Below are 24,411 nucleotides of genomic sequence, written 5' to 3'. Positions count from 1 at the left end.
CATGGGCGCCGATCCACTTCTTCACCCAATTGCATCGCCCATGAACGCACGCTTGCAGACCGATGACGAATCACAGCCACTGCCTGCCGCGCTGGTGACCACTTCCGTGCAGCGCCACGACGGCGGCGACGATCCTTCGGTGGTTGCGGACGAGGTTGCCGCCGAGGTTCCTGTTGCGCTGGTATTCAACGGTATCTCGCACGCGGTAATGATGTGCAGCCCGCAGGATCTTCCGCAACTCGCACTGGGCTTTGCGCTCAGTGAAGGCATTCTTGATGCGCCCAGTGACTGCTACGACATCACTGTCCACACCAGCGGCTGTATGTCAGCGCCTGTCTCGGTGGATTCGGCCGACTTCCCGGTCGCTGAGGTCCACCTGGATATTGCCACTGCCGCCTTCGTGCGCTTGAAGGAACACCGCCGCAGCATGGCTGGCCGAACCGGGTGCGGCATCTGTGGCATCGACAATCTGAACGCGTTGGATCTCGTCCCTCAGCCAAACACCCGGCCTGGCTGGCTACACGCGCTCACTCCACACACGCTGTTCACGGCCATGTCCGCCATGCCGGCACTGCAGACGCTCAACCGTGCCAGCGGGGCGGTGCACGCTGCGGGCTTTGCGGATCCCAACGGCCATCTCATCGCGGTCTATGAGGACGTCGGCCGCCACAACGCGCTCGACAAGCTGCTTGGCGCCCGCGCCATGGCGCAGACAGGTCTCTTCAAGGACTGCGCACGCTCTTTTCCTGAGCCATGGCCGGACGAAGGGTTTGTTGTAATGACCAGTCGCGCCAGCTACGAACTGGTGCGCAAATGCGCCCGCCTGCATGTACCGGTGCTGGCAACGATTTCAGCCCCCACCTCGCTCGCAATCCAGGTGGCCCGAACGGCCAACCTGCAGCTGTGGGGGCTGGTGCGCCAGCCAAGGGCTATTCGCTATAGCCCCTGACGGGGTATTTGCATCCTCGCCATGGTTCAACTCTCGACGTACACCACGTGAGTGTGGGTGTACTCATAGAGCCCGTGCTTGCCGTCGGCGCCGCCCACGCCGGACTTGCGCACGCCGGCGTGAAAGCCCTGCATCGCCTCGAAGTTCTCGCGGTTGATGTAGGTTTCGCCGAAGTCGAGCTCGCGCATGGCCTTGAGTGACTTGGCCAGATCGCGCGTGTAGACCGAGGAGGTCAGGCCGTACTCGCAGTCGTTGGCGAGCGCAATGGCTTCGTCCAGATCCTCGACGACCTGGATCGGCAGCACCGGGCCAAAGATTTCATGGCGCATGATGTCCATGCTGTTGTTGCAGCCGGCCAGCACAGTCGGCTGGTAATGGAAGCCTTGGCCAAGGTCAGCGGGGGCGCCGCCGGTGACGACTTGCGCGCCTTCCTGCACTGCACGGCGCACCTTGGCGGTGACGCTCTCCAGTGCTTCCTGGTTGATGAGCGGGCCCATGTCCACGTCGGGCTGGGCAATCGGATCACCATACTTCGTGGCCTGCATGGCCTGGGCGATGCGGTTGATGAATTCGTCCGCGACGCGGCGCTCCACGTAGACGCGCTCGGCGCAGTTGCACACCTGCCCGGTGTTGATGATGCGCGACTGGTGGATGGCCTTGACCGCCAGGTCGAGATCCGCGTCGGCGAGCACGATGGCCGGCGCCTTGCCACCGAGCTCGAGGTTGAGCTTGGTGATGTGCGGGGCCGAGGCGGCCTGGATGCGCACGCCGGTGGCCACGCTGCCGGTAAAGCTGATCATGTCCACGCCGGCGTGCGCCGAGAGCGCGCCGCCCGTCTCGCCCTTGCCGTAGACCACGTTGAACACGCCCGGCGGCAGGCCGACGTCGGCGGCGATCTCGGTGAACGCGTTGCAGTTGATCGGGGTTTCCTCGCTCGGCTTGATGACGATGGTATTGCCGGTGACCAGGGCCGGCGCCATCTTGCGGGCGATCAGAAAGAACGGAAAGTTCCACGGCAGGATGCCGGCGACCACGCCGAGCGGCTTGCGCAGCAGGAAGATGCTCTCGTTGGGCCGGTCGCTGGTGATGACCTCGCCCTCGATGCGGCGCGCCCAGCCGGCCATGTAGTCCAGATAGTCGGCGGTGAAGTTCACCTCGACCTGGGCGAGCGGGGTGATCTTGCCCTGCTCCTGGGTGATGATGCGGGCGATGCGCTCGACGTTCTCGCGCAGCTTGGCCGCAATGCGATGCAGGTACTGGGCGCGCTCGATTGCCGGCTTGCGTGCCCATGGCTTCTGCGCCGCGCGCGCCGCAGCGATGGCGCGGTCCACGTCGGCCTGGGCCGAGAGCGGCGAACGGGCCAGAACCTCTCCTGTGGCGGGGTTGATGACGTCGTGCAGTTCCGTGCTGTCGACGAACGCGCCGTCGATGTAGTTGCGCAATACAGTGGTCATGGAAATAGCCCCTTTTCAGTTCACAAGGACTGACGCGCACCGGCAGCATGCCCGCTGCGCGACACATGGATCAGTAAGTGGATGAAGCCGTCGCAGACGCAACAAGGCCCTCGCCACGGTGTCGCGCCAGGTTGTGCAGCGCCGCCTGGCGCAGCAGGCTGATGTCGATCCCCACCGCCACAAAGCGGCAGCCCCATTGGGCGTAGCGCTGCGCATCCCCAACGTCGGGCGCGAGGATGCCACAGGCCTTGCCCTGATCGCACACATCTCGGATCGTACTCGCAATGGCCTCCTGCACGTCGGGCTGCCTCGCATCACCCGCATGGTCCATGCTGGTTGACAGGTCGGCCGGACCAATGAAGACCGCATCGACGCCCTCCACGGCGGCGATGGCCGCCGCGTTCTCCACACCCTGGCGCGACTCGATCTGCACGATCAGACACAGCTGTTCATGGGCGGTGCGGATGTAATCTGGCACCGCATCCCAGCGCGTGGCGCGAACGAGTCCGCCTCCCACTCCGCGAATGCCCGCCGGCGGATAGCGCATCGCGCGCACTAGCGTGGCGGCCTGCTCGGCCGTCTCGACCATCGGCACCATCAGGGTCTGCACGCCCACATCCAGCAACTGCTTGATGAGGGTGGCATCGCCGTGGCTGGCCCGCACGACAGGCGCGCAAGAATAGGGCGCGACCGCTTGCAGCTGCGCCAGCAGCGAGGGCACGGAATTGGGCGCATGCTCGCCGTCAAGAAGCATCCAGTCATAGCCAGTGGTAGCCACGACCTCGGCAGCGTAGGCCGTGCCGAAACCAGCCCAGATGCCGTAGAGCGTGCCGGAGCCAGCGAGCGCGGCCTTGAAGTGATTGAAGGGAAGCTGCATGGTGGATGACGATTTTCTAACGATGAAATGACGATGCCATGTCTAAGCGGCATGGCGGCGGGGGCGCAGAAAGCAGGCCATGGAGCAACATGTCCACCCACTGCAGATTGGCAAAGCTGCCTCCATCGACCAGCAACGCGACGCACGTGACGAATCGCACCGGCTCCGCTGCGATGCATACTGCCTGCCCGGCAAGATAAGCCGGGCGAGGATCCGACAGATGCCCCGGGATCGACGCAAGATGACTGCGCGCTGCGCCAAACATGGGGCCGCGCCAGCCGGGGAGAGGTCTAGCGCCGCTGGTGGCGACAACGGCGCGTGAGAGCGTTTCTCGAAAGGCCAGCGTGCTGCGGCCCGGTCATCTTTGGTCTCCGCTGCATGGGCTTGCGCAAGGACTGCTCCTCGCAACGCAATGCCTGACGCGGCGTGCACCTGGGCAATTTCTGGCAAAAGGTTGTCATGGCGGCACCGGTAGCTGCCGGCCTGACCCGGATGCAGGCGCATGCGAAAGGCGCGCACGGCGCAGCGTTCAGTGTTCATAGGGGCGCACCAGCTTGCAGTCGGGATTGAGTTCGACACCAAATCCCGGCTTATCCAGGGCCGTGATGCGCATGCGGCCATTGACCGGCACCGGCTCGCCGAGCAGTTGCGGATAAAACATCGGCTGCACTTCATCAGCCTTGGGCGCCATCATGAGGAACTCGGCAAACGGGCTGTTGTGGCGCGTAGCCACAAAGTGATAGCTGTAGACGCTCGACCCGTGCGGAATCACCAGCGCCGAATGCGCGTCCGCCAGCGCGGAGATCTTGATCAGCTCGGTGATGCCGCCGCACCAGCCGACGTCCGGTTGGATGATGTCGCAGCAGCCCATCTCCAGCAGCATGCGAAAGCCCCAGCGCGTGGCCTCGTGCTCGCCGGTGGTCACCAGCATGCCCGGTGGCACATTGCGGCGCAACGCGGCGTACCCCCAATAGTCGTCGGGCGGCAGGGCTTCCTCGATCCACTTGAGGCCAAACTCGCGCGCACTATGCGCAAGCCGGGTGGCGTAGTTCAGATCCAGGCTCATCCAGCAGTCGAGCATCAGCCAGAAGTCGGGGCCGACGCGTTCGCGCATGGTGGCCAGCTCCTCAAGGTTCTTGCGCAAGCCATCCTCGCCTTCGGCAGGGCCATGGTGCAGTGCCAGCTTGCCGCCAATGAAGCCCATTTTCTGGGCCAGATCGGGACGCGCGCCCGTGGCGTAGAACTGCAGTTCATCGCGCACCGCACCGCCGAGCAGCTGGTGCACGGGCTCGCCGCGCACGCGTCCCAGCAGATCCCACAGGGCCAGATCCACGCCGGAAATCGTGTTGATGACAAGGCCCTTGCGACCGTAGTAGAGCGTTGACAGATACATCTGCTCCCAGATGCGCTCGATGTCCGTCACACGCGCGCCTTCCAGAAAGCGTGCGAGATGCTTCTCGACAATGTAGGCGGCCGGCTCCCCGCCGGTGGTGACCGCAAAACCCACTGTCCCGTCGGAGGCTTCGATCTGGACCACAAGCGTGCCCAGCACGTTGATGCCGAAGCTACGGCGGCTCTGCCGGTACTCGGGGTACTTGCTCATCGGCGTGGCGATGTGGTCGTCGATCCAGTGGCCGTCGGCCTGATCGTGATAGTCCGCTCCGCCACCGGTCAGGGTGTATGCGCGTACGTGTTTGATGGTAGGGATACCAGGCATCTGTGGGCTCCTGTTGTTGAGCTGGGAAAAAGGCAAGGCAAAAGATCTGTGGGCGCGTTCTTAAACGGTCATCAGCGGACTGTCCCCGCCTGACGCGCTATCGGCGATCCGCACGACAGCCGCGCGCGGCCGCAGGCAGACCACCAACAGGGCTGCCAGAACCGTCGTTGCGGCCAACAGTTGCAGGCCTGCGGCCGGAGACTGGGAGGCCGACTCAATCCAGTTTCTGACGACGGGCGCCACGAAACCGCCCACCGCTCCGAACGAGTTGATGAGGGCAATTGCGCCAGCAGCTGCGCTGCTGGCCAGCATGCTCGCTGGAAAGGTCCAGAACACCGGCTGCACGGCGATAAAGCCAGCAGCAGCAAAGCACAGCGCGGCAATGGCCAGCGCCGGACTGGCCAGCCCCACAGAGGCCGCCATACCTGCCGCACACACCAGTAGCGTGAAGCACGCGATGGCGCGGTGATACTGAGTCCGGTCGGCAAGGCCAGGAATCAGCCAGGCCGCCAGCAGCGCGAAAGCCATGGAATCGCTGAGATCAGCCCCACCTTGAGCCCCACCGTTGTGCCCAGCAGTCCCGCCACCTGGGTCGGCAGATAGAACACCACGCCATAGACGCTCGCCTGGATCAGGAGGTAGATCAATGCCAGATACAGCACGCGCGGCTGCGTCAGCGCCTTGAGCAGGTTATGTCCATGCTCGCCCTTGGCTTGGTTCCCGCGTTCGATCATGTCGGCAACCAGCGCGCGCTCCTGCGGCGTTAGCCACATGGCATCTTTCGGGTGATTGGTGAGATAGAAGTAGGCCCAGACGCCAACGGCCGCCGCCAGCAGTCCTTCGACCATGAACATCCACTGCCAGCCGTGCAGTCCACCCATGCCGTCGAGTTCCAGCAGCATGCCCGAAACGGGGCTGCCCAGGATGAATGCGAGTGGCGCGCCAAAGTAGAAGAAACCGGTTGCCTGCGCCCGGTGCGCCGCCGGGAACCAATATGTCAGATAGAGGATGACGCCGGGAAAGAATCCGGCCTCGGCCACACCCAGCGCGAAGCGCAGTACGTAGAAGATCATCTCGTTGTGCGCGAACATCATCGCCGCCGAGATCAGGCCCCAGCTCACCATGATGCTGCACATCCAGATGCGCGCGCCCACCTTGTGCATGATCAGGTTGCTAGGCACCTCCAGCAGCGCGTAGCCCAGGAAAAAGATGCCGGCACCAAGCGCAAACGCGGCGTCGCTGATGCCGGTGTCGGCCTGGTAGGCGATCTTGGCAAAGCCGACGTTGGCGCGATCGAGAAACGCCATGATGTACATCAGCAGCAGAAACGGCAGCAGCCGCCAGGAAATCTTGGCCAGCAGCGCCGGCGGAAGTCGGTTTGAGGTCATTGCAAAACCCTTGGGCGAAGACGGGCCTGCACGCAACAGGCGCACATCGAAAGACGAGACGGGACGAACGGGTAGGCAGCCCAGCTGCTGGCGCGCGCATGTGCGTCACATCACATGCGGCTACGGGCCAGATCGGCTATTTCATGCTGACCGAGGCCATGCAGCGCCACGCAGCGCAACGGTCACCCAAGGAAGCAAGCGATGAGAATGAACATGGTGTCTCCTGCACGATTTTTCGGATGCACGCGCAGGTAATCAAAACCCGATACCGACGCATGCGCACTTTTTTGGTAGGCCACCGAAAGATGGAGGGCGGCCAGGACTGTTTGCGTACGCGGATTGACTTTACGGGCCAGGCCGATACTTCACAAATAGAATTTAGACCACATACGATACCTTCAGGTTATCAATCAAATGCGCCAACCACCTCAGCCGCAGGCCCCCTTTTCCAGCCACAATGCCGCCACGCGCAGCCTGCTGAACCGGTTGCGTTACAAGCACCTGCACATGCTGGTTGCACTGGGGTCAAGCCAGAACCTGCACCGCGCATCGTTGATGCTGAACATGTCACAGCCTGCGGCAACGCGCATGCTGCGCGAAATCGAGGAAATGTTCGGCTGCCAGCTGTTCGACCGGCTGGCGCGAGGAATGCGACCGACGGCACTGGGTCGCGAGCTCGTGAAGTTCGCTGAAGCGACCATCAATGGGCTGGATCGCTGTGCGGAGGATCTCAACGCCCGCAAGCTTGGCGGCTGGGGCTCGCTAGCAATCGGCACCATCATGGGTGCAGCTCCCGACCTGGTAATGAACGCAGTGGCGCAGCTCAAGGCAAGCCTGCCTCAACTGCGGGTGCGCATCATGGGCGATACGAGCGATCAGGTCCTGCACCTGCTTGAGCAGCGTCGCATTGACCTGGCAATCGCCAGGCGCGGCACTATTAGCCATCGCGGCTACCAGTTTGAGGCGCTTGGCAACGAGCGGCTGCTTGTCGTAGTACGTCGCAAGCACCCGCTCGCACGCCGCCGCAAAATCGGCTGGGAGGAAGTGGTACACGACTGGCCATGGATACTGCAGCCGCATACCAGTCCGGCGCGCATCGCACTGGCCGAGCACCTCGATAGCCTCTCGCTTTCCTCTCCGACCGACATCATTGAATGCAGCTCGGTTTATTCCATGCAACAACTCGTGCAGCTCACTGATGCACTGATGCTGTTGCCCGAGTCCACACTGCGCGATTACCTACGCATGGGGCTTGTCAAGGCGCTGCCACTACGGCTGAGCGTGCAGATGGCGCCATTTGGAATAGTCACAAGGACGAACGAGCCCCCATCGCAGGAGCAAGCGCGCTTTATTCAGCTATTGCATGAACAAGCGGCGCGCATACAGGCCCCCGAATAGCCCCGATACCCAATAGCGCGAAGGTGCGCAACGCCAATCATGGGATTGCGTCACATCAAGGCAGGGTCAATCACCTATAGATCCATGGCCAGTGAATGCAAGATGCGCGATGCTGCCCGCGCTCCTGCTGACCCGGCCACCACACACACAGGCCATGCACACGCCGTGATGAGGTGCAACACGGTGCCGCGCGGTGCTGATCGCCCCCGGTTGTTCCAAAGGCGATGCCTGAAAAGAGCGTAAGCAGGTTCTCAGAAGCCTCTTCGCGGCGGACAATTGACAGAAGCGCTCGCACCAACGCGCGATCTGTTCCAATGCGGTCTACCGATTTCAGTTATTTGCACCCGTGTCCATGCAGTCCCGTTGCGCCGCTCTTGATCAGCCGCCCCCCGCGCTCAAGCGCCAGCTTGACCTGGCCGCGCGCGGGCTACGAGCCGTGCGCGAAGGGAAGTCGGCCCGAGAAGTCACAGCGGCCTGGCCGCGGCCGCTGCGCCCCGGCGCCAGCGCGCTGCTGTTTAATGCGCTGCGCCATGCCGGTCTCACGCAGGCGCTGACCAGGCAGCTTGTGACCAAGCCTGCACACCCCCACGTCCAAGCACTGCTGATGGTTTCACTGGCTATTCTTGCAGACCCCCAGCTGCTGGGCTACCAGCCTTTTACCGTCGTCGATCAAAGCGTGCAGGCGCTGCGCGAGCACAAGCGGCTTGCTGGACAGGCGGGATTTCTCAATGCCTGCCTGCGCCGCTACATCCGCGAGGCAGAGACATTGCAACAGGCCGTCGCCGCCGATCCGCAGGCGCGCTGGAACCATCCCGAATGGTGGATCGGACGCCTGCAGCGTGACTATCCCGCGCAGTGGCAGGCCATTCTTGCCGCCAACAATAGCCGCGCGCCCATGGCGCTGCGCGTCAACACGGCGCGCATCACGCGCTCCGACTATCTACAGGCACTTTCCGCACAGGGCGTGGCGGCCACTCCCGTCGGCCAGCAAGGGCTGGTGCTGCATCACCCGGCCGATGTACGCACGCTCGCCGGCTATGCCGAGGGCTGGTTCTCGGTGCAGGATACCGGCGCCCAGTACGCCGCGGCCTGGCTGCTTCAAGCCCCCCTCCCCGCCACCTCGGGCACACTGCGGATACTCGACGCCTGCGCGGCGCCAGGCGGCAAGACGGGGCACTTGATGGAACTGGCCGCAACGCAAGGCGTGACGCTGGATCTGGTGGCGATGGAAAAGGATGCCGCACGGGCGCAGCGCATCACCGAGAACCTGACGCGCCTGGGGTTTGCAGAACAGGTCCGCATCGTGGTGGCCGACGCCACGGCACCGGCAGGCTGGCCGCCAGAGATTGCCGCAGCGCCGTTCGATGCCATCCTGCTCGACGCACCCTGCTCGGCATCCGGCATCGTGCGCCGCCACCCGGATGTGCGCTGGCTGCGCCGCGAGGACGACATTGCCGCACTGGCGCGCCAGCAGCAGACGCTGCTGGCGCAGCTCTGGCCCACCTTGCGATCCGGTGGGAGGCTGCTGTACTGCACCTGCTCGGTATTCCGGGAAGAAGGCTTGGATCAGATCGAGCGCTTCCTGCCCCGCCAGACCGATGCAAGACTGATTGCCGCCCTGCAACTGCTGCCGGCCGCGCCAGAAGACGCAGCACCGCACAGCCGTGACGACGCCGCCCCCGCGATGCCCCACGCCAGCAGCCGCCACCTGCGCGCCACAGCGGACCATAGCGCTGCTGTGAAGACGCAGACAGGCGAACACGATGGCTTTTTCTATGCGCTGCTGGAAAAAGCATGAATGCGCCCGCATGGCACGGCCTGCCACAGGCCCGCTGATGCGTCGGCATGCCATCTCCTGGATGGTGGTGCTGGCCATGCTGTGCGTCGCAGGCCTGGCCACGCGCAACGCGCAGGCACAGCACGGCGGTTGGCAAACGGTGCAATGGCAGATCGACGCGCGGGGCCACGTTGCCGTCACGGCCTCGGTGGATCTGGCGCTGTCGCAGCCGGTGCTGAATGCGTTGCACCGGGGCGTGCCGGTCTATTTCATGGCACGCGCCCAGCTCGAACGTCAGCGCCGCTGGTGGTGGCCCCAACTGGAAGCCTCGGCAGAGCGCTACTGGCGCCTGGGCCATCTGCCGCTGACGGGCGCCTGGCAGCTGCAGCATTCCAGCACGCCTTTTGCGCCGGACGCTACCATTGCCGGACTGGCGCAGCGATTTGCCTCGTTGGACGCTGCACTGGCTGCGCTGGCACACATTGGCCCGTGGCAAATCAGCCCGGTCACGCCATTGCGCCCCGGCCGCTATTTCGCATCCCTGCAGTTTGAAATCGACCGCAGCCTGCTGCCCCGGCCCCTGCAGTTCGACACGGACAGCCGCGCTGGCTGGGAGCTGATTCTGACCGACCGCCAGCACCTGCTGCTGGATGACGGCGGGCTGCGCCCGCTGCCCCGCTGATACGCAATGCCTGCAAGTCCCGACCATCGTCCTGCATCCGCCAGCAGCTCTGGCCCGGCAGGCCTGTTGCCCGCCGCACGCACGGCACGCCGCACCCGCTGGGCCCTGGGCGTTGCCGTCGCCGTTGCGGCGGCCATTGCGCTGGTGCTGCTGTTTCTGCTGGCACTGGCCACCAACAACCAGGAGCTGTACGAGCATTACTACCCATGGCTGGTGGTTGTGAACGTCACCGTCGCCGCCATGCTGTTGCTGGCCCTGCTGTGGGGCGCGTGGCGGCTGTTCAGCCGGCTGCGCCAGAACAAGTTCGGCTCACGCCTGCTGCTCAAGCTGGCCGGACTTTTCTGTATCGTCGCGATACTGCCCGGTCTGCTGGTCTACGTCATCTCCTACCAGTTCGTCTCGCGCTCCATCGAGAACTGGTTCGACGCACGCGTCGAAAGTGCGCTGACGGCCGGCGTCGGCATGGCCCGCACCACACTCGACGCCTGGGTTGTCAACAACACGGCGCGGGCGCGCTACTCGGCCAGCCAGCTCGAACAGGTGCGACCCGCCTCGCTGGCCATTGCGCTGGAACAAATCCGCGAGCAGTTTGACGCCACCTCCGTAGTGCTGTGGCGCGCCAACGGCGAAGTCGAGCTGAGCACCGGCGAGGCGCAGCGCTTTCAGCTGCGCCCGGACCGCCCGCCACCGCAGGCCTTCCAGACTGCGCGCGAGCGCCGCGAATGGGCCACGCTGGAAGGGCTGGAGCAGGCTGAGCTCGACGGCACTTCACCCGTACAGGTGCAAACCATGGTTCTCGTGCGCGGCCTGGGCGGCACCCTCAGCCTGAGCAATGAGGGCATCCGCTTCCTGCAGATCACCGTGCCCGTGCCACAGGCCCTGATTGCCGATGCCTTTGCCGTGCAGCAGGCCAACCGGGAATACCAGCAGCGCGCGCTGGGGCGTGAGGGCCTGCGGCGCATGTACATCGGCACACTGACGCTCAGCCTGTTTCTTGCCGTGTTCGGCGCCATCGTACTGGCCGTGCTGCTGGGCAATCAGCTGCTGCGGCCCATTCTGATCCTCGCCGACGGCGTGCGGGAAGTGGCCGCAGGCAACCTCGCGCCCAAGGTCGCGCTGCCACGCAACGACGAGCTGGCCGGCCTGACCCGCGCCTTCGCGCTGATGACCCACCAGCTGGCTGCCGCGCGGGACTCCGAGCGCAAGAGCATAGAGGCACTGGATGCCTCCCGCGCGCAGCTGCAGACGATGATGGACAACCTCACCGCCGGCGTGCTGGTGCTGCGGCCCGACGGAGTGATTACCGCCTGCAACCCCGGCGCCACGCGCGTGCTGCGTGCCCCAGTGGGGGCCTACCTGGGCAAGGCCCTGCCCAGCGTGCCGGGACTGGAGTCATTCGGCCAATCAGTCCTGCAGCACTTCCAGGCCGGCGCGGCGCTGGGCGATGGGCGCGACGTAGGCCACTGGCAGCACACCTATGAGCTCTACGCCGCCCCGCACGGCGCCGCCCCCACCCGGCCCAGCCAGGACTTCTCGCTGACCATCGTCGCACGCGGTGCCCTGCTGCCCGACGGCAACTGGCTGCTGGTCATCGACGACATCAGCGACGTGGTCTCGGCCCAGCGCGCCCAGGCGTGGGCGGAAGTTGCCCGGCGCCTGGCGCACGAGATCAAGAACCCGCTCACCCCCATCCAGCTGTCGGCCGAACGGCTGCAAATGCGCCTGAGTGGCAAACTGCCCGAGAAGGAGGAGGCCATCCTCACCAAATCGGTCCGGACCATCGTCGAGCAGGTTGAAGCCATGCAGCGCCTGGTCAATGAATTCCGCGACTACGCCCGCCTGCCCACCGCAAGGCTGGAACCGGTCGATCTCAACCACATCCTGCAGGACGTCATGCAGCTCTACGGACCCGAGAACGCCAGCTACCCGGTAGTGGCGGAGCTGGAGTCAAGCCTGCCGCCCGTGCTGGGCGATGCCATGCAGCTGCGCCAGATCATCCACAACCTGCTGCAGAATGCGCAGGACGCCAGCCTCCAGGCGCAGGAGCAGCGCGACCAGCCCCCTGCACCGGTGCGCGTGAGCACGCAGTGGAACAAGGCCAAAGAACGCGTCATCCTCTGCGTGCAGGACAACGGCACCGGCTTTCCGCCCAACATGCTGCAGCGCGTGTTCGAGCCCTACGTCACGACGAAGGTCAAAGGCACAGGGCTTGGGCTGGCGGTGGTGAAAAAGATCGCCGATGAACACCAGGCCGTCATCGAGCTGGGCAACGCCCTGGATGCGGGGGGCCAGATCGTCGGTGCGCGGGTTTCGCTATCATTTCAACCAGTTGCCGCCAGTAGCCCTCAGCAATCGCCACTACACTAGGCATGCGAAATGCTGGCACTGCAGGTGAACCGGGGCTACCCATGCCAGCTGAACCGAGAACCGGAAGCCCCCGCGTAGGCCAACCTTACTTGAGACGCCACGCTGGCAAGCCACCAGAAGGATATTGACGAAGACATGGCAAACATTTTGGTCGTGGATGACGAGTTAGGCATCAGGGACTTGCTCTCGGAAATCCTCAATGACGAAGGCCACCACGTCGACGTGGCGGAAAACGCCAGCCAGGCCCGCCAGGCGCGGCTCGCACTCGACTACGACCTGGTTCTGCTCGACATCTGGATGCCGGACACCGATGGTGTGAGCCTGCTCAAGGAATGGGCCCAGGCTGGCCAGCTGAGCATGCCCGTCATCATGATGAGTGGCCACGCCACCATCGACACCGCTGTCGAGGCGACCCGCATCGGCGCGCATTCCTTCCTTGAGAAACCCATTACGCTGCAGAAACTGCTCAAGGCCGTCACCCAGGCGCTGGAAAGGCCTGCTGCGGCAGCGGCTGCCAGTGCGCCACGCGCCGCCCCAGGCAGCACATCCGCCATCACCCCCAACGCGGCGCAGCCACTGCAGGATGCTCCGGCCTTCGTCGCTGCGGCTATCCAGAGCGCGCAAGCTGACGAACCAAGCCTGCCCGAGCCCCAGCAGAGCTTCAACCTCGACCGGCCACTGCGCGAAGCCCGCGACGACTTCGAGAAAGCCTACTTCGAGTACCACCTGGCCTGCGAAGGCGGCTCCATGACCCGCGTGGCGGAAAAGACAGGCCTTGAGCGCACCCACCTCTACCGCAAGCTCCGTCAGCTGGGCGTAGAGCTGGGCAAGCGCAAGGCAAGCAGATAGCAAAGCAGCGTCGCAGCCATGCTTGACGACAGATTTTTTGTCCTCTAGCCCCGCAAAAGCTGCTATACTGCAGGGCTTGGCTCGGTAGCTCAGTTGGTAGAGCAGCGGATTGAAAATCCGCGTGTCGGTGGTTCGATTCCGCCCCGAGCCACCAAGTTTAAAAAGCCCGGCATTTTTGTCGGGCTTTTTTGCTATCTGGAGCAACAGAACATCTCAGACCGGCGGCTTTCTATGCTATCAGCGTATAACGCCATCCATGGCGGAATACACAATGACTGACTCGCCTCTCAGGCGAATGATTTACTGAACCCACTTCGCAACCAAGGCCTCATGGACATGAGAAAAACGGTACTTGTCACCGGTGGAGCTGGTTACATCGGCTCCCACACCCTTATCAAGCTTCTTCAATACGATTATTTTCCCGTAGTACTAGACAACTTCTCCAATAGCACACCAGAAGCGCTAGTGCGCGTCAAAGAAATAGCAAAGAAGTCATTTGATGCAGTGGAAGGCGACGTCAGGGATCAACAACTATTAACAAGCATCTTCGAAAAATATTCGCGACAGAAAAATCCCATAAACTGCATAATTCATTTTGCAGCACATAAAGCGGTTGGAGAGTCTGTAAGCCGACCTCTCAAATATTATGAGAATAATGTAACTGGAACCCTTACCCTACTTGCAGCAGCCAAAGCTGCCAACGTCAAAAGATTTGTTTTTAGCTCATCCGCTACAATTTACGGAAAACCTCACTTCTTACCCTATACCGAAGATCATCCCGTTGCCCCAACCAACCCATATGGTTGGTCAAAAGCAATGGTCGAGCAAATTTTAAAGGACGTTTGCATTGCAACTCCAGAATTTTCGGCAATTGCATTGCGCTATTTCAATCCAATCGGCGCACACAGCAGTGGATTGATTGGTGAAGACCCAAAGGATGAGCCCAACAACCTGTTTCCATACATCACTCAGGTTGCGGTCAAGACGCGCAAGCATCTCAGAATATTCGGGAACGACTATGAGACCCCGGATGGCACTGGGGTCAGGGACTACATCCACATAGAGGATCTGGCAGAAGGCCATGTTAAGGCCATCCAATACCAAGAAGAAAAGCAACAAACTGGATTCAAAGCATTTAACCTCGGGACAGGCCGAGGCACGAGTGTTCTTCAGCTGATCAATGCATTTGAGGAGGCAACAAACACAAAAGTGGCATATGAGTTTTCAGATCGGCGCGCTGGAGATTTGGCAGCCGCATGGGCCAACACCAGTGCAGCAGAAAATGAACTAAACTGGAAGGCCAAGCACGGGTTAGCAGATATGTGCAGGGATGGCTGGAATTGGCAGAAAAACAATCCTCACGGCTACTGCAATAACAACAAATAATTGGGGACTGACATTTATCGTCATCCAACGGAAGAGAGGCGCAGGTGCTGCGACGTTGCCACCACTGATTCATACCATGGCCGTAGCTTTTGCGGGTCTCAGTCAGCAGCGGGCACAGGCGCAGTCCTGCAAGACCATTGATGCGCTCGTCCTTCATCTTGGCAATTGCAAAACGGTCCGACACTCATCAACAATTGTCTGCAGACCGGTGCATCAGCGATAAAAATCACGGCGCCGGTGCAGTCGAACAGCGCAGAAGTCAGCTCCACGTAGACGCAGCGCGCCTGCGCGGCCGTCGCGACACGCCATCCACAGAGCAGCAGACGCGAATCAAGCGATTTTGACAAAAGCGAGACGACATGGACTCGCGAAGGTTCAAACCTTTTCGTAGCGTCATCGGTCGATTCGGTCCGCATTCGTTTCTCGAATAGCGAAAGCAATCTCGTCTCGAACTGTGTCATCCCGTCCGGAGGAGCCGCTCCCAATCCTGCGCACCCAGAGCGCCGCAGATGTCGAGCGCGATCGCGCCGCTTCACAAAATTTGTGCAGACACGCCAGTTACGCACTGCGCGTGTGTGCCCCGCTTTCGACGAAACCGTTGTTGTCGCGCGTCGCCTCCATGCTAATACCATTAGCGTCCCCGACGGTTGATTCAACTCTCAAGCGCAGCTGCCTCGGCACCCCAGGACTGCGATTTCCGCCACCTGCTACCTGGTCAGGATTGCCAGGAACGTAAAGACGACTATCATGGCCCAACTGGATCAGTTCTGTGAGACCCGGACAGCTTCTTGCCTGGCGCATTGGGAGACCTTGCGGCCCGGCACGCGTTCCTTCTCTTCTTTTGCGTGGCCACACTCTTGCGATTTCACGACACCCCAGGCGCCGGAGCCGCTGAGAACCGACTCACGATTTTGTATCCCGCGCTGCCTCACCAGGTGATGCGATGCATGGTGCAAATCGCGGTCGGGCTGGTGGGCCCTAAGCGGATGTGTCATGCAACAGCGTGCGTCTGGCGAGGCTCCCTGAAAGGCAACCAGGCAAAAGCACGCTGGACAGTGTTGCCAGCCTTGCGCAGACGCCCAGTCTGGGCAAGGCTGGCGCCATGCCCGCCGCACTTGCGCCTGGCTGCGCACGGTGCATCACAAAATCGTAAACAGGTTCTGATGCCCTGAAAAGCCAACTATCGAAACAGCGTAAAAAATCTCCGGGAATGTCAGAACTCTTCAAAAACAACTGTGGTGACTTGATACCCGCGACATTGAAACCGATAAAATATCAGCATGAGAAATCGTAGCAGACGTTTCTTGCATTAATAAATTCAGTCCAATCCCCGGCCCTATCCCTCCGCGAGTGAAAGCAATCCGTCATCCTAAATGACTTACCCTAGTCCTCGACGTTTCAGGCGCTTGTATGAGCAAATTCTGCTCTCTCGTCCATTTTCTATCGCGATTGGCTGTCTTGTCGCCGTAATTCTTCCGTGTCTGGCCGCATGGTCCAAGAATGAGCTGCTGACTCCCGATGGCAACCAGAAAACCACGATACTGGTTGCCACGCTGGCTTATCTTGGCAGTCACCTTGCCAACATGCACAGCCGCAACATGTTACCAGCCATTAAACCCACCATTTTCATGGCCCCGCAAACGCTGCTTATCTATAGCCTATCAGCAGCAGTCACGCTAATACTAAATCTCGAAGCATCTCTCCATGTACTCATGGCTAGCGGCGTACTCGCTATACTATGGCAATACCTAGAATACACCTGCACGCACAAGCACCGGCGGTGGAAGATGGCCGTAATTCCGGGGGGAAGATATACCGAAGAAATCCTGAAATCAGATTTCATCACACCTTTCTCTCTAGAAAGATTAGAACTCGATCGGCGCTATGATGGCGTTGTCGCCGACTTTGACCGAGCCGACAAGAATATCGAAAAATTTTTAGCTCAATGTGCATTAAACCGCACCGCGGTTTACGATGCCAAATATATTTACGAGTGGCTAACAGGCAGGACAAAAATTAATCGGATGACCGAAAACAATATTGGCGCCACGCTACCATCCCCAGGATATGAGCGCACGAAACAGATCATTGATATCTTAATTGTCGTTTTTAGCCTGCCGGTAGTGCTACCGATCGGCTTGATTACTGCCTTACTGATTAAGCTGGAAAGTCCGGGGCCCACGATTTATACGCAGACTCGCATCGGCCAGGGTAACAAGCCGTTCACCATCTACAAGTTTCGCAGCATGCGCTTTGATCGTGACGCCCCAGAACAATTTGCCGGTGAAAACGACCCTCGCATCACCCGGGTAGGGAAGATCATTCGCAAGCTGCGCATCGACGAATTACCCCAATTCCTGAATATTTTAAAAGGTGAAATGAGCCTGATAGGTCCCAGACCAGAACAGCCATCCTTCGTACAGGAATATGAGCAAAAACTGCCTTTCTATAACTATCGCCACATCATGAAGCCAGGTATAAGCGGATGGGCCCAGGTTCGGCATGGCTATACCGCTAGCATCGACGAAACGCAGATCAAAATCGAACATGATTTTTATTACATCAAACACTGTTCGCTAGCCTTGGACCTGATCGTTGCCATACTGACCGTGCGAATTATGCTGACCGGGTTCGGCGCTCGTTAAGCGAGTCTTCCCCAATTATTTGCACGCATGAAAATCCTTTACATCATCACCCAGTCAGAGTCCATCGGCGGTGCGAGCCTGCACTTGCTGGATCTAGCTGAAGGGATACAGCAACGTGGCCACCAGGTCTTGTTAGCTGCCGGCGGCGCCGGGCTGTTGGCGCAACATGCGCGCAAGCGCGAATTGCTCTACCTCCCGCTGACATCACTTGTCAGGGATATATCGATCGCCAAGGACATCAAGGCTGTTGGTGAACTGACTGCACTGATACGTCGCGAAAAACCGGATATCGTGCACCTACACTCATCCAAGGCCGGTGTCATCGGACGCATCGCTGCCAAACTCACGAGGACTCCCTGTGTATTCACTGCCCACGGGTGGGCTTTTACCGAAGGGATTTCGCCTCGCAAGCGCCAACTTTATCGGCTGATAGAAAAATACTGCGCCGGACTGGCGCAACGCATCATCACCGTGTCGAATTACGACCGCCATTTGGCCATTGACCTGAAAGTGGCGCCGCCGCAGAAATTGATCACTATCCACAATGGGGTGCATGACACCCCAATACGCCGCCAACCTATCATCCTCCTCCCGGGCGATGCTCCGATAAGATTCATCATGGTTGCGCGCTTCCAGGCACCCAAGCAGCAGATGGCTTTGATTCAAGCACTAACCTCCAGCAACCTAGATGACTGGCAGCTTAGCCTGCCTGGCGCCGGCCCTCTGTTGAATACCGCACAAATGCTAGCGCGGGAAGTTGACCGGGAGCAACGGGTGTCATTTCCTGGAGAATGCAATGATATTGCGCAGCGTCTGGCCGATGCCGATGTTTTCGTGCTGATCAGCGCCTGGGAAGGCCTGCCACTTTCCATCATCGAAGCCATGCGGGCCGGCTTGCCTGTTGTGGCGTCAGACGTTGGCGGCGTCCGCGAACTGGTGGTGCATGGTGAGACTGGCCTGCTGGTGCCCAGGGGCGATCAGGGCAGCCTGCGGCAAGCGCTAGAAACCCTGGGTAGGGATGCCGCGCTGCGCCGCAAAATGGGGCAAGCTGCACGCCTACGTTATGAACAGCATTTTGCCTTTGAACCGATGCTGGAAAAGACATTGCAGGTGTATCAAGACAGCTTGCGCCTGCCCCAGTAAAACAGACACTGAGCGCTGCGGACCAGGCACTTCAATCGCCCCAGCCAACTGGTTTCACGCCCGATCTGGTGCCAGTAAAACTGCAGAAATCCCCTTGGATTCCTTTGAAGATGTCTCTTGAAATTATGTGTATATCCATCCGGTAAATACTCGCCACGATAAATGGCCTTATCTAGATAATAACGTACCACACCCAGATCCCCTATGCGGTTCCAGATATACAGTTCGGGTACGAATTTTTCTCCCGGATAGACCGGAAAGGGTTGCGCCACCATGGCCTCGCGCTTGAACACATAGGCCAGATCCCCCTGTACTATTGCACTCGCCTGCGTCGGAGACATGTCCCGCACACCTGACAAGCCGGGACGCCCCATCAATTTCCCGTCCATGTAAGCCCTGCGAAAACTGACCCCAACCAAAGAGGTCTCCCCCTGGCTGTGCTGGATCGCTGCACCTATCGAGGCTACGGCATCGGCCGTCAGTACGTCATCACTATCGACAATGAACACCCAGTCGCCGCGAGCCAGTCTGATTCCGGTATTGATTGCAGTATGCTTGCCGCCATTTTCTTGGCGTTCATAGACAATGGGGAACACGCTGTCTTGCTGGAAGCGTTCTACCAGCTCAGAGGTTTCATCGGTGCTACCGTCATCGACGATCAGCCATTCAAAACTGTGATCATCTTGTGCCAACAGGCTCTCGTATAAAGCGTTCAGCAGATAAGCCCTGTTATAAGTCGGCGTCAGTATGGTGATCATGCCGACTCACCCCGGTAAAGATGTTGCCAGGTTTGCAGTGCGGCATCCAGACCAAAATGTGCTTGGATGCGGGCCCGCCCCGCTTGGCCGATTTGCTGCATGCGCTCTGCTGGCGTTTGCAAGGCTGCTTGCAGGGCAGAATGCAGCGCGTCCGGGTTTTCCACGGGCACCAGCCACCCCACGTCCCCCATTACTTCCGCCACGCCCCCGGCATCCGTCGCTACGACCAGTTTTTCACATGCCATGGCTTCTGCCACCACCAGACCGAAACCTTCAAAGCGCGAAGGCAATACGAAAAGATCCGCCGCATTCAACAGGGCCGGCACATCGTCCCTGGCGCCCAGCAATAGGGCGCGCCCGTGCAAGCCCAGGGTCTCTATCTGCTGCTGCAGCGCCTGACGGCTGGCGCCCTCACCACCTATCCATAGCAGCAGGCTAGGGTCATCTCGGTAAAGCCTGGCAAACACATTAAGCAGAATGTCATGCCCCTTCGAAGGGGTTAGACGCCCCAAAGCCAATAGCACGCGCTGCCCCCGCTGCACCGATAGATCAAGCCGCATCTGCTGCCTGAGCGTGGCATCCGGCGCAAAACGCCGAGTGTCAATGCCGTTATAGACCGCCAGCATGCGGCCAGGCCTGACCGCCCCCTTCTCCTCGAAGGCCCGCACCGCTTCCCTGCTCACGTTGGTGTTCACATCCGCCAGAGCATCCGTCAATCGATAAGCCCACATCCAGATCCGCCCCCCTTCGTTGGTATTGTGTGCCGTGCAGACCAGCCGCGGTATACGGCACGACAGCCGTACCAGCCGCGTCAGAATATTCGCATGCACCATATGGCTATGAACGACGTCTGGCCGCCACAACCGTATCAAACGGCGCAAGCGCATGTAGCCCCTTACCATCCCCGAGAGGGAGCGCGAACAACGCAGCGGGAACAGCCTGACCTGCTCATGTTTGGGCAGCACCTTGGTTTCATCAACCATATGGGCAATGCCAACGTTATGCCCGGCTGCCTGCAGACGATCGGCCAGGTCTACCACCTGGCGTTCCGCCCCGCCAAGCCCCAAGCCGGTTACGACAAACAAAATACGCACTGGAACCTTCCCTTAGTTCGGCGTGGTGTTTTCAGAACGCAACTCGCGCAGCGCGACGACGACGTAATAAAGCTGCGCTATGAACAAAACGGCTTCACCCACCAACAGGCCAGCCCCCATACCCAAGCCCTGCCATGAAAATGCCAGGCACGAGCCCAATACGATGGCCATCATGGAGCACCCAGACAGCAAATAGCTAGCCTGGTGCGACTTACCTGCCGGAATCAAAACCAGCATGGCCACGCTTTGGTTCATGATGCGCAGAGGCGCCAGCCAAACAAGCACAGCGAATATATCGAGGGCGCCGGTAAATCCAGAACCTAGCATCTTCTGCAAGGCCCATGCACCCAGGACCTGGCCAACCAAGGTAATCAGCAAGGCAGACAGGCCAATGGCGAACAACACTCCAAGCGTAATCTTGAACGAAGATTGGGAGGCACCACTGGCGCTCAAGCGCCGAGAAAAGAATGGAAAGGCCGCCATCAAGAAAGGACTGACCAGACTAGTCATGCCACGCACGAGTTTTTCCGCCGGACCGAACTCCCCCACCACGCGATTGCCTGCGACCAGCCCCAACATCATGGGCGCGGCCGCCAGAACCAGGTTGCCTGCGCTGCGATAAATGAAGAAATGAAAGCCTCCGAGCAATTGCTGCCAGGCTCCAGTCAGCGACCAGCGCACAGCGCCTACGGAACGACGGCACCAAAAGGATGTCAGTGCGGTGTTCAGCAGCGGAGGTAAAGCCATGATGGGCAGAGCCAACAGGAAATCCTCTGGCCTGCGCACTAGCAAAAAGAGCAGGCACAGACCTGCAAACCGTAACAGCACATCCAGCACAGCCACCTTGCCCATGCGCTCCATTCCCTGGAAATACCACATGGGACTGAACCCAAAGGCGCAAAAATAGGCCAACACAAAGCCAAGCAAGGCCGGTGAAGAAAACACATCGAAAGCCCACGCTAGCGCCGACAACGTCACCACCATGGGTGCAGATATTAAGACCTTGCTTAGCAGTACATCCGAAAACAAGGTATTCAAATAACTGGGACTATCCCGATGAATCGCGACCTGCTGCGCAGCATTGATGTTGAAACCGTATTCGACAAAAATGGAAAGTGTCAGCGCCAAAGCCTGGCAAAACAAGATTTCACCATACAGCGTCGGACCCAGCGCCCTGGCCAGTACTGGGATTTCCAGTAAGGGAATGAGGTAAGAAACCAACTGCACTGCATACAAGGCGGCGGCGTTGCGTGCAACAGTCTTCCCAGCTCCTGCACTCATCGCTGCTCCAGGCAGTACACCCACGCCATGGCCAACAACAAACAGGCGTAGCCCCATTCCGACATTTCACTGCTGAACGTATGGAGCATCAGCGTCGCGCACCAGGCCAACGCACCTGCGCAGGCACCAAGACCATACCAAGATCTGGCATCCAAGGCGCCAAAACCAACCTGACGAGCCCTTCGCAACCATGGACACAGCGGCCAAGCTGCCGCCAGCACAAAGCCCAACATGCCGATCATGCCAAGAAGGCCAAAATCGCCCAGCGCAGCCAGATAGGCATTATGAACGGGCATTATGATGCCGTGGCTAACCGCCGCCGTACTGCCAAAGCCGCAGCCGGCTGGCAAGCAATCTACGGACTGCCGCCAACCCTCCTTCAGCAGGCTCAGACGAGAAGCATCCCCTTCCTGCAAACGCTGCAGGGCTAGCGGTTCTGGCGCAATGGCAATCTCATTAGGAACGTCTGGGCTGGCACCAGGCAAAAGAGAGTGCACGCCATTGATCCCACCGAAACTCAACGCCGCTATAAGAAGCCACTTCAAAGAGAGCGATATCCCGCGCCAATGCAGCATCAAGCTCAAAAATGCCATGACAAAAATCATCCCGGCAAATAACAGCAGCCCTGTGCGAGAACCATCCACTATCAGCAAATAAGCGCTTATCCCAATCAGACAGCCATGGCGCCACCACAGCGAAGGTCGCGCCAACACATCGGCCAAAACCAGCGGCAGGAAAAGCACGGCAGGCTTCCACATCACACCCGGCTGTGCAATTTCCATCCCTTCGCGGCCATCTCCTAGTCGCACCCACCACGGCACACCCAGCCCCTTGGACAGCCAGAAACTCAACAAGACCGCCACTAGTAATACAGCAATGGCATCCACTACTGCCTCCGGGCGGACTTGCCGAATCAGCAGCAGCGTTACACCCATTAGTCCGGCAATCACAGCGACCTTTAGCGCCTGATAAAGAGCAGTTGGCTGTGAAGCAGACAGGCCAGCCAACAGCATTCCTGCAATCAGTATGAAGAAGGATAAATAGACCAGTCTCGGAAAAGGAGAAAGAAACTGCGAATACTGCTGAAGCCACGGCCGAATAACCGTTACGACAGTCAACGCCCACCCCAGCCAGGCAAGCCAGTATCCCAGTGGTGTGATGAGATTGCGCAGGTCCCCGAATCCGGACAAAAAACAGGCCAGAACAATCAGGCCAAACAAGCAGGTGGATTTAAGCATTAAAAATAAATTTATACCAATAAAAAACTTATCGCCTACTCGCAACCTTTTTTGCAACCGCGACAGTCACTCTAAACTTGCCTCATACTTCTTAGTAGTCAGAGGTTGGAGACCCAGGCCATAAACTCCGGACTTATTGTTGATGTGCTGCCACAAAATTTCGTGCGCCTAGCAATTCATGACCTGCCCCCAGTTTTAGTACCGTTTCCTAGTTAGTAGGCCCTGGGGTTGATGTTAGTTTTTCATGTCGGGGTTGCTGTTGGCTTGCCCTCCAATGCGCAGCGAATTCTGCCGGGGTGTGATTCCCGATAGCGCTGTGCGGTCGGTGTTCGTTGTAGTCCCTTCGCCAGGCCGCGATGCGGATTCTGGCCTCGGCCAGTGAGCAGAACCAGTGCTCATTCAGGCATTCATCCCGAAACTTGCCATTGAATGATTCGATGAACGCATTCTGTGTCGGCTTGCCAGGCTGAATCAGCTTCAGCTTGATGCCGCGCTGATAGGCCCATTGATCAAGAGCCTTGCCGGTGAATTCGGGGCCCTGGTCGGTGCGGATTGCCTTGGGGTAACCGCGGAATCGGGCCATTTCATCTAATGCGCGAGTAACACGAAAGCCGCTGATGCCGTGATCCACAAGAATACCCACCACCTCCTTGGTGAAATCATCGACCACCGTCAGACATTTGATCCTACGTCCCGTACTGAGTGCATCGAAGACGAAGTCCATCGACCATACCTGATTCGGCGCGCTCGGCAGACTCAGCCGCTCGCGCTCTACGGCGACACCGTGGCGGCGCCTCCGGCGCTTCACCATCAACCCGGCAGCCCGGTACAGGCGATAGATCCGTTTAGGGTTGACCTGCATGCCAGCCCGCCGCAGCAGGATATGCAGGCGCCGATAGCCAAAGCGCCGACGCTCCTGTGCCAGCTCCATAAGTTGGGATTGCAGCCTGGTGTTTTGCTCGCTGGAACGGGGTTGATAGCGCAGCACCGAGCGAGACAGCCCGATCAGCTGACAGGCACGGCGCTCGGAGATACCGGTTCTGGCCTGCATCTCCTGCACCGCCTCCCGCCGTGCTGTCGGGCTTACCCTTTTCCCCGGGCGACCACCTTAAGTGCCTCGATATCCAGATGGGCTTCGGCTAGCAGCTTCTTTAGCCGGCTGTTCTCCAGCTCGAGATCCTTGAGCCGCTTGGCGTCCGGCACGGTCATGCCACCGAACTTGGCACGCCAAGTGTAGAAGGATGCATCACTGAAGCCATGCCGCCGGCACAGCTCCTTCACCGGCACGCCGGCCTCTGCCTGCTTAAGAAAGTCGAGAATCTGTTCTTCTGTAAAACGCTTTTTCACTACCGTCTCCTGCTCGGAAAACGGACTCTACTAAGTTCGGCGTGGTACTGAAATCGGGGGG

At 60.0% G+C, this 24,411-nt stretch carries 17 protein-coding genes, 1 tRNA gene and 1 pseudogene; 10 read left to right on the top strand and 9 right to left on the bottom strand.

The genetic code is table 11. The features are described from left to right. Positions 1-40 precede the first annotated feature (40 nt). Complete coding sequence (gene fdhD / locus AAV94_RS11695) at positions 41-949, top strand: formate dehydrogenase accessory sulfurtransferase FdhD (protein ID WP_046742423.1); 909 nt, start codon at positions 41-43, stop codon at positions 947-949. Positions 950-975: 26 nt separating this feature from the next. On the opposite strand, the gene aldA is transcribed toward fdhD, so the two are convergent. The 4 genes and pseudogenes from aldA to AAV94_RS11675 form a co-directional block, all read right to left on the bottom strand. After that, the gene (gene aldA / locus AAV94_RS11690) at positions 976-2,409 is read right to left on the bottom strand and encodes an aldehyde dehydrogenase (RefSeq protein WP_046742420.1); all 1,434 of its coding nucleotides are present in this window, start codon (positions 2,407-2,409) and stop codon (positions 976-978) included. 64 nt (positions 2,410-2,473) lie between these two features. After that, positions 2,474-3,280 carry an HpcH/HpaI aldolase family protein gene (locus AAV94_RS11685; protein WP_046742419.1) on the bottom strand — a complete coding sequence of 269 codons (807 nt, stop codon included), beginning with the start codon at positions 3,278-3,280 and terminating at the stop codon, positions 2,474-2,476. Positions 3,281-3,809: 529 nt separating this feature from the next. Next, on the bottom strand, positions 3,810-4,997 hold the full coding sequence (gene rhmD / locus AAV94_RS11680) for an L-rhamnonate dehydratase (protein WP_046742418.1): 1,188 nt from the start codon (positions 4,995-4,997) through the stop codon (positions 3,810-3,812). 60 nt (positions 4,998-5,057) lie between these two features. Continuing rightward, positions 5,058-6,385, bottom strand: a pseudogene (locus AAV94_RS11675) (MFS transporter). Between the two features lie 414 nt (positions 6,386-6,799). On the opposite strand from AAV94_RS11675, the gene AAV94_RS11670 reads away from it, so the two are divergent. The 9 genes from AAV94_RS11670 (at position 6,800) to AAV94_RS11630 (ending at position 18,632) form a co-directional block, all read left to right on the top strand. Beyond that, on the top strand, positions 6,800-7,783 hold the full coding sequence (locus AAV94_RS11670) for a LysR family transcriptional regulator (protein ID WP_046742417.1): 984 nt from the start codon (positions 6,800-6,802) through the stop codon (positions 7,781-7,783). A 352-nt stretch (positions 7,784-8,135) separates the two neighbouring features. Next, positions 8,136-9,581, top strand: a complete 1,446-nt coding sequence (gene rsmB, locus AAV94_RS11665) for a 16S rRNA (cytosine(967)-C(5))-methyltransferase RsmB (RefSeq protein ID WP_046742416.1) — start codon at positions 8,136-8,138, stop codon at positions 9,579-9,581. Between the two features lie 10 nt (positions 9,582-9,591). After that, entirely contained in the window at positions 9,592-10,242 is a 651-nt protein-coding gene (locus AAV94_RS14445; RefSeq protein ID WP_052755034.1) for a DUF4390 domain-containing protein, read from the top strand. 6 nt (positions 10,243-10,248) lie between these two features. Continuing rightward, on the top strand, positions 10,249-12,609 hold the full coding sequence (locus tag AAV94_RS11655) for a sensor histidine kinase (RefSeq protein ID WP_084824895.1): 2,361 nt from the start codon (positions 10,249-10,251) through the stop codon (positions 12,607-12,609). A gap of 135 nt (positions 12,610-12,744) precedes the next feature. Beyond that, the gene (locus AAV94_RS11650; protein ID WP_046742415.1) at positions 12,745-13,458 is read left to right on the top strand and encodes a response regulator; all 714 of its coding nucleotides are present in this window, start codon (positions 12,745-12,747) and stop codon (positions 13,456-13,458) included. Between the two features lie 78 nt (positions 13,459-13,536). Then, positions 13,537-13,612 (top strand) — tRNA-Phe (locus AAV94_RS11645). 176 nt (positions 13,613-13,788) lie between these two features. After that, positions 13,789-14,844: a UDP-glucose 4-epimerase GalE gene (galE, locus tag AAV94_RS11640; protein WP_046742414.1), complete on the top strand. Its 1,056-nt coding sequence runs from the start codon at positions 13,789-13,791 to the stop codon at positions 14,842-14,844. Between the two features lie 1,373 nt (positions 14,845-16,217). Beyond that, complete coding sequence (locus AAV94_RS11635) at positions 16,218-17,489, top strand: exopolysaccharide biosynthesis polyprenyl glycosylphosphotransferase (RefSeq protein ID WP_046742413.1); 1,272 nt, start codon at positions 16,218-16,220, stop codon at positions 17,487-17,489. 27 nt (positions 17,490-17,516) lie between these two features. Continuing rightward, the gene (locus tag AAV94_RS11630; RefSeq protein WP_046742412.1) at positions 17,517-18,632 is read left to right on the top strand and encodes a glycosyltransferase family 4 protein; all 1,116 of its coding nucleotides are present in this window, start codon (positions 17,517-17,519) and stop codon (positions 18,630-18,632) included. Here the strand turns inward: AAV94_RS11630 and AAV94_RS11625 are convergent. The 5 genes from AAV94_RS11625 to AAV94_RS11605 all read right to left on the bottom strand — a co-directional run bounded on the left by AAV94_RS11625 (position 18,605) and on the right by AAV94_RS11605 (position 24,350). Then, complete coding sequence (locus AAV94_RS11625) at positions 18,605-19,390, bottom strand: glycosyltransferase family 2 protein (protein ID WP_046742411.1); 786 nt, start codon at positions 19,388-19,390, stop codon at positions 18,605-18,607. The genes AAV94_RS11630 and AAV94_RS11625 overlap by 28 nt on opposite strands. Further along, positions 19,387-20,484, bottom strand: coding sequence for a glycosyltransferase (locus AAV94_RS11620; RefSeq protein WP_046742410.1), 1,098 nt, complete (start codon positions 20,482-20,484; stop codon positions 19,387-19,389). Before AAV94_RS11620 ends, AAV94_RS11625 begins: the two co-directional genes overlap by 4 nt. Positions 20,485-20,496: 12 nt before the next feature. Beyond that, positions 20,497-21,765 carry an oligosaccharide flippase family protein gene (locus tag AAV94_RS11615; RefSeq protein ID WP_046742409.1) on the bottom strand — a complete coding sequence of 423 codons (1,269 nt, stop codon included), beginning with the start codon at positions 21,763-21,765 and terminating at the stop codon, positions 20,497-20,499. Next, a complete protein-coding gene (locus tag AAV94_RS11610) occupies positions 21,762-23,003 on the bottom strand; it encodes a hypothetical protein (protein WP_046742408.1) in 1,242 nt (413 codons plus the stop codon). Before AAV94_RS11610 ends, AAV94_RS11615 begins: the two co-directional genes overlap by 4 nt. Positions 23,004-23,211: 208 nt before the next feature. Beyond that, a protein-coding gene (locus AAV94_RS11605) for an IS3 family transposase (protein WP_156167861.1) occupies positions 23,212-24,350 on the bottom strand; the annotation gives its coding sequence in 2 pieces (ribosomal slippage) (positions 23,212-24,101 and positions 24,101-24,350; 1,140 coding nt in all). Positions 24,351-24,411 lie beyond the last annotated feature (61 nt).

This window comes from Lampropedia cohaerens, from assembly GCF_001005215.1.
Taxonomy (GTDB): Bacteria; Pseudomonadota; Gammaproteobacteria; order Burkholderiales; family Burkholderiaceae_C; genus Lampropedia; species Lampropedia cohaerens.
The sequence above is the reverse complement of the archived record's forward strand: the minus strand, read 5'-3'. Positions and strand labels throughout refer to the sequence as shown.

Excerpts from the sequence above, each read along its gene's own strand:
- fdhD (WP_046742423.1), top strand. The coding sequence starts at position 41 with ATGAACGCACGCTTGCAGACCGATGACGAATCACAGCCACTGCCTGCC.
- AAV94_RS11685 (WP_046742419.1), bottom strand. The coding sequence starts at position 3,280 with ATGCAGCTTCCCTTCAATCACTTCAAGGCCGCGCTCGCTGGCTCCGGC.
- rhmD (WP_046742418.1), bottom strand. The coding sequence starts at position 4,997 with ATGCCTGGTATCCCTACCATCAAACACGTACGCGCATACACCCTGACC.
- AAV94_RS11670 (WP_046742417.1), top strand. The coding sequence starts at position 6,800 with ATGCGCCAACCACCTCAGCCGCAGGCCCCCTTTTCCAGCCACAATGCC.
- rsmB (WP_046742416.1), top strand. The coding sequence starts at position 8,136 with ATGCAGTCCCGTTGCGCCGCTCTTGATCAGCCGCCCCCCGCGCTCAAG.
- AAV94_RS14445 (WP_052755034.1), top strand. The coding sequence starts at position 9,592 with ATGGCACGGCCTGCCACAGGCCCGCTGATGCGTCGGCATGCCATCTCC.
- AAV94_RS11655 (WP_084824895.1), top strand. The coding sequence starts at position 10,249 with ATGCCTGCAAGTCCCGACCATCGTCCTGCATCCGCCAGCAGCTCTGGC.
- AAV94_RS11650 (WP_046742415.1), top strand. The coding sequence starts at position 12,745 with ATGGCAAACATTTTGGTCGTGGATGACGAGTTAGGCATCAGGGACTTG.
- galE (WP_046742414.1), top strand. The coding sequence starts at position 13,789 with ATGGACATGAGAAAAACGGTACTTGTCACCGGTGGAGCTGGTTACATC.
- AAV94_RS11635 (WP_046742413.1), top strand. The coding sequence starts at position 16,218 with ATGACTTACCCTAGTCCTCGACGTTTCAGGCGCTTGTATGAGCAAATT.
- AAV94_RS11630 (WP_046742412.1), top strand. The coding sequence starts at position 17,517 with ATGAAAATCCTTTACATCATCACCCAGTCAGAGTCCATCGGCGGTGCG.
- AAV94_RS11625 (WP_046742411.1), bottom strand. The coding sequence starts at position 19,390 with ATGATCACCATACTGACGCCGACTTATAACAGGGCTTATCTGCTGAAC.
- AAV94_RS11615 (WP_046742409.1), bottom strand. The coding sequence starts at position 21,765 with ATGAGTGCAGGAGCTGGGAAGACTGTTGCACGCAACGCCGCCGCCTTG.
- AAV94_RS11610 (WP_046742408.1), bottom strand. The coding sequence starts at position 23,003 with ATGCTTAAATCCACCTGCTTGTTTGGCCTGATTGTTCTGGCCTGTTTT.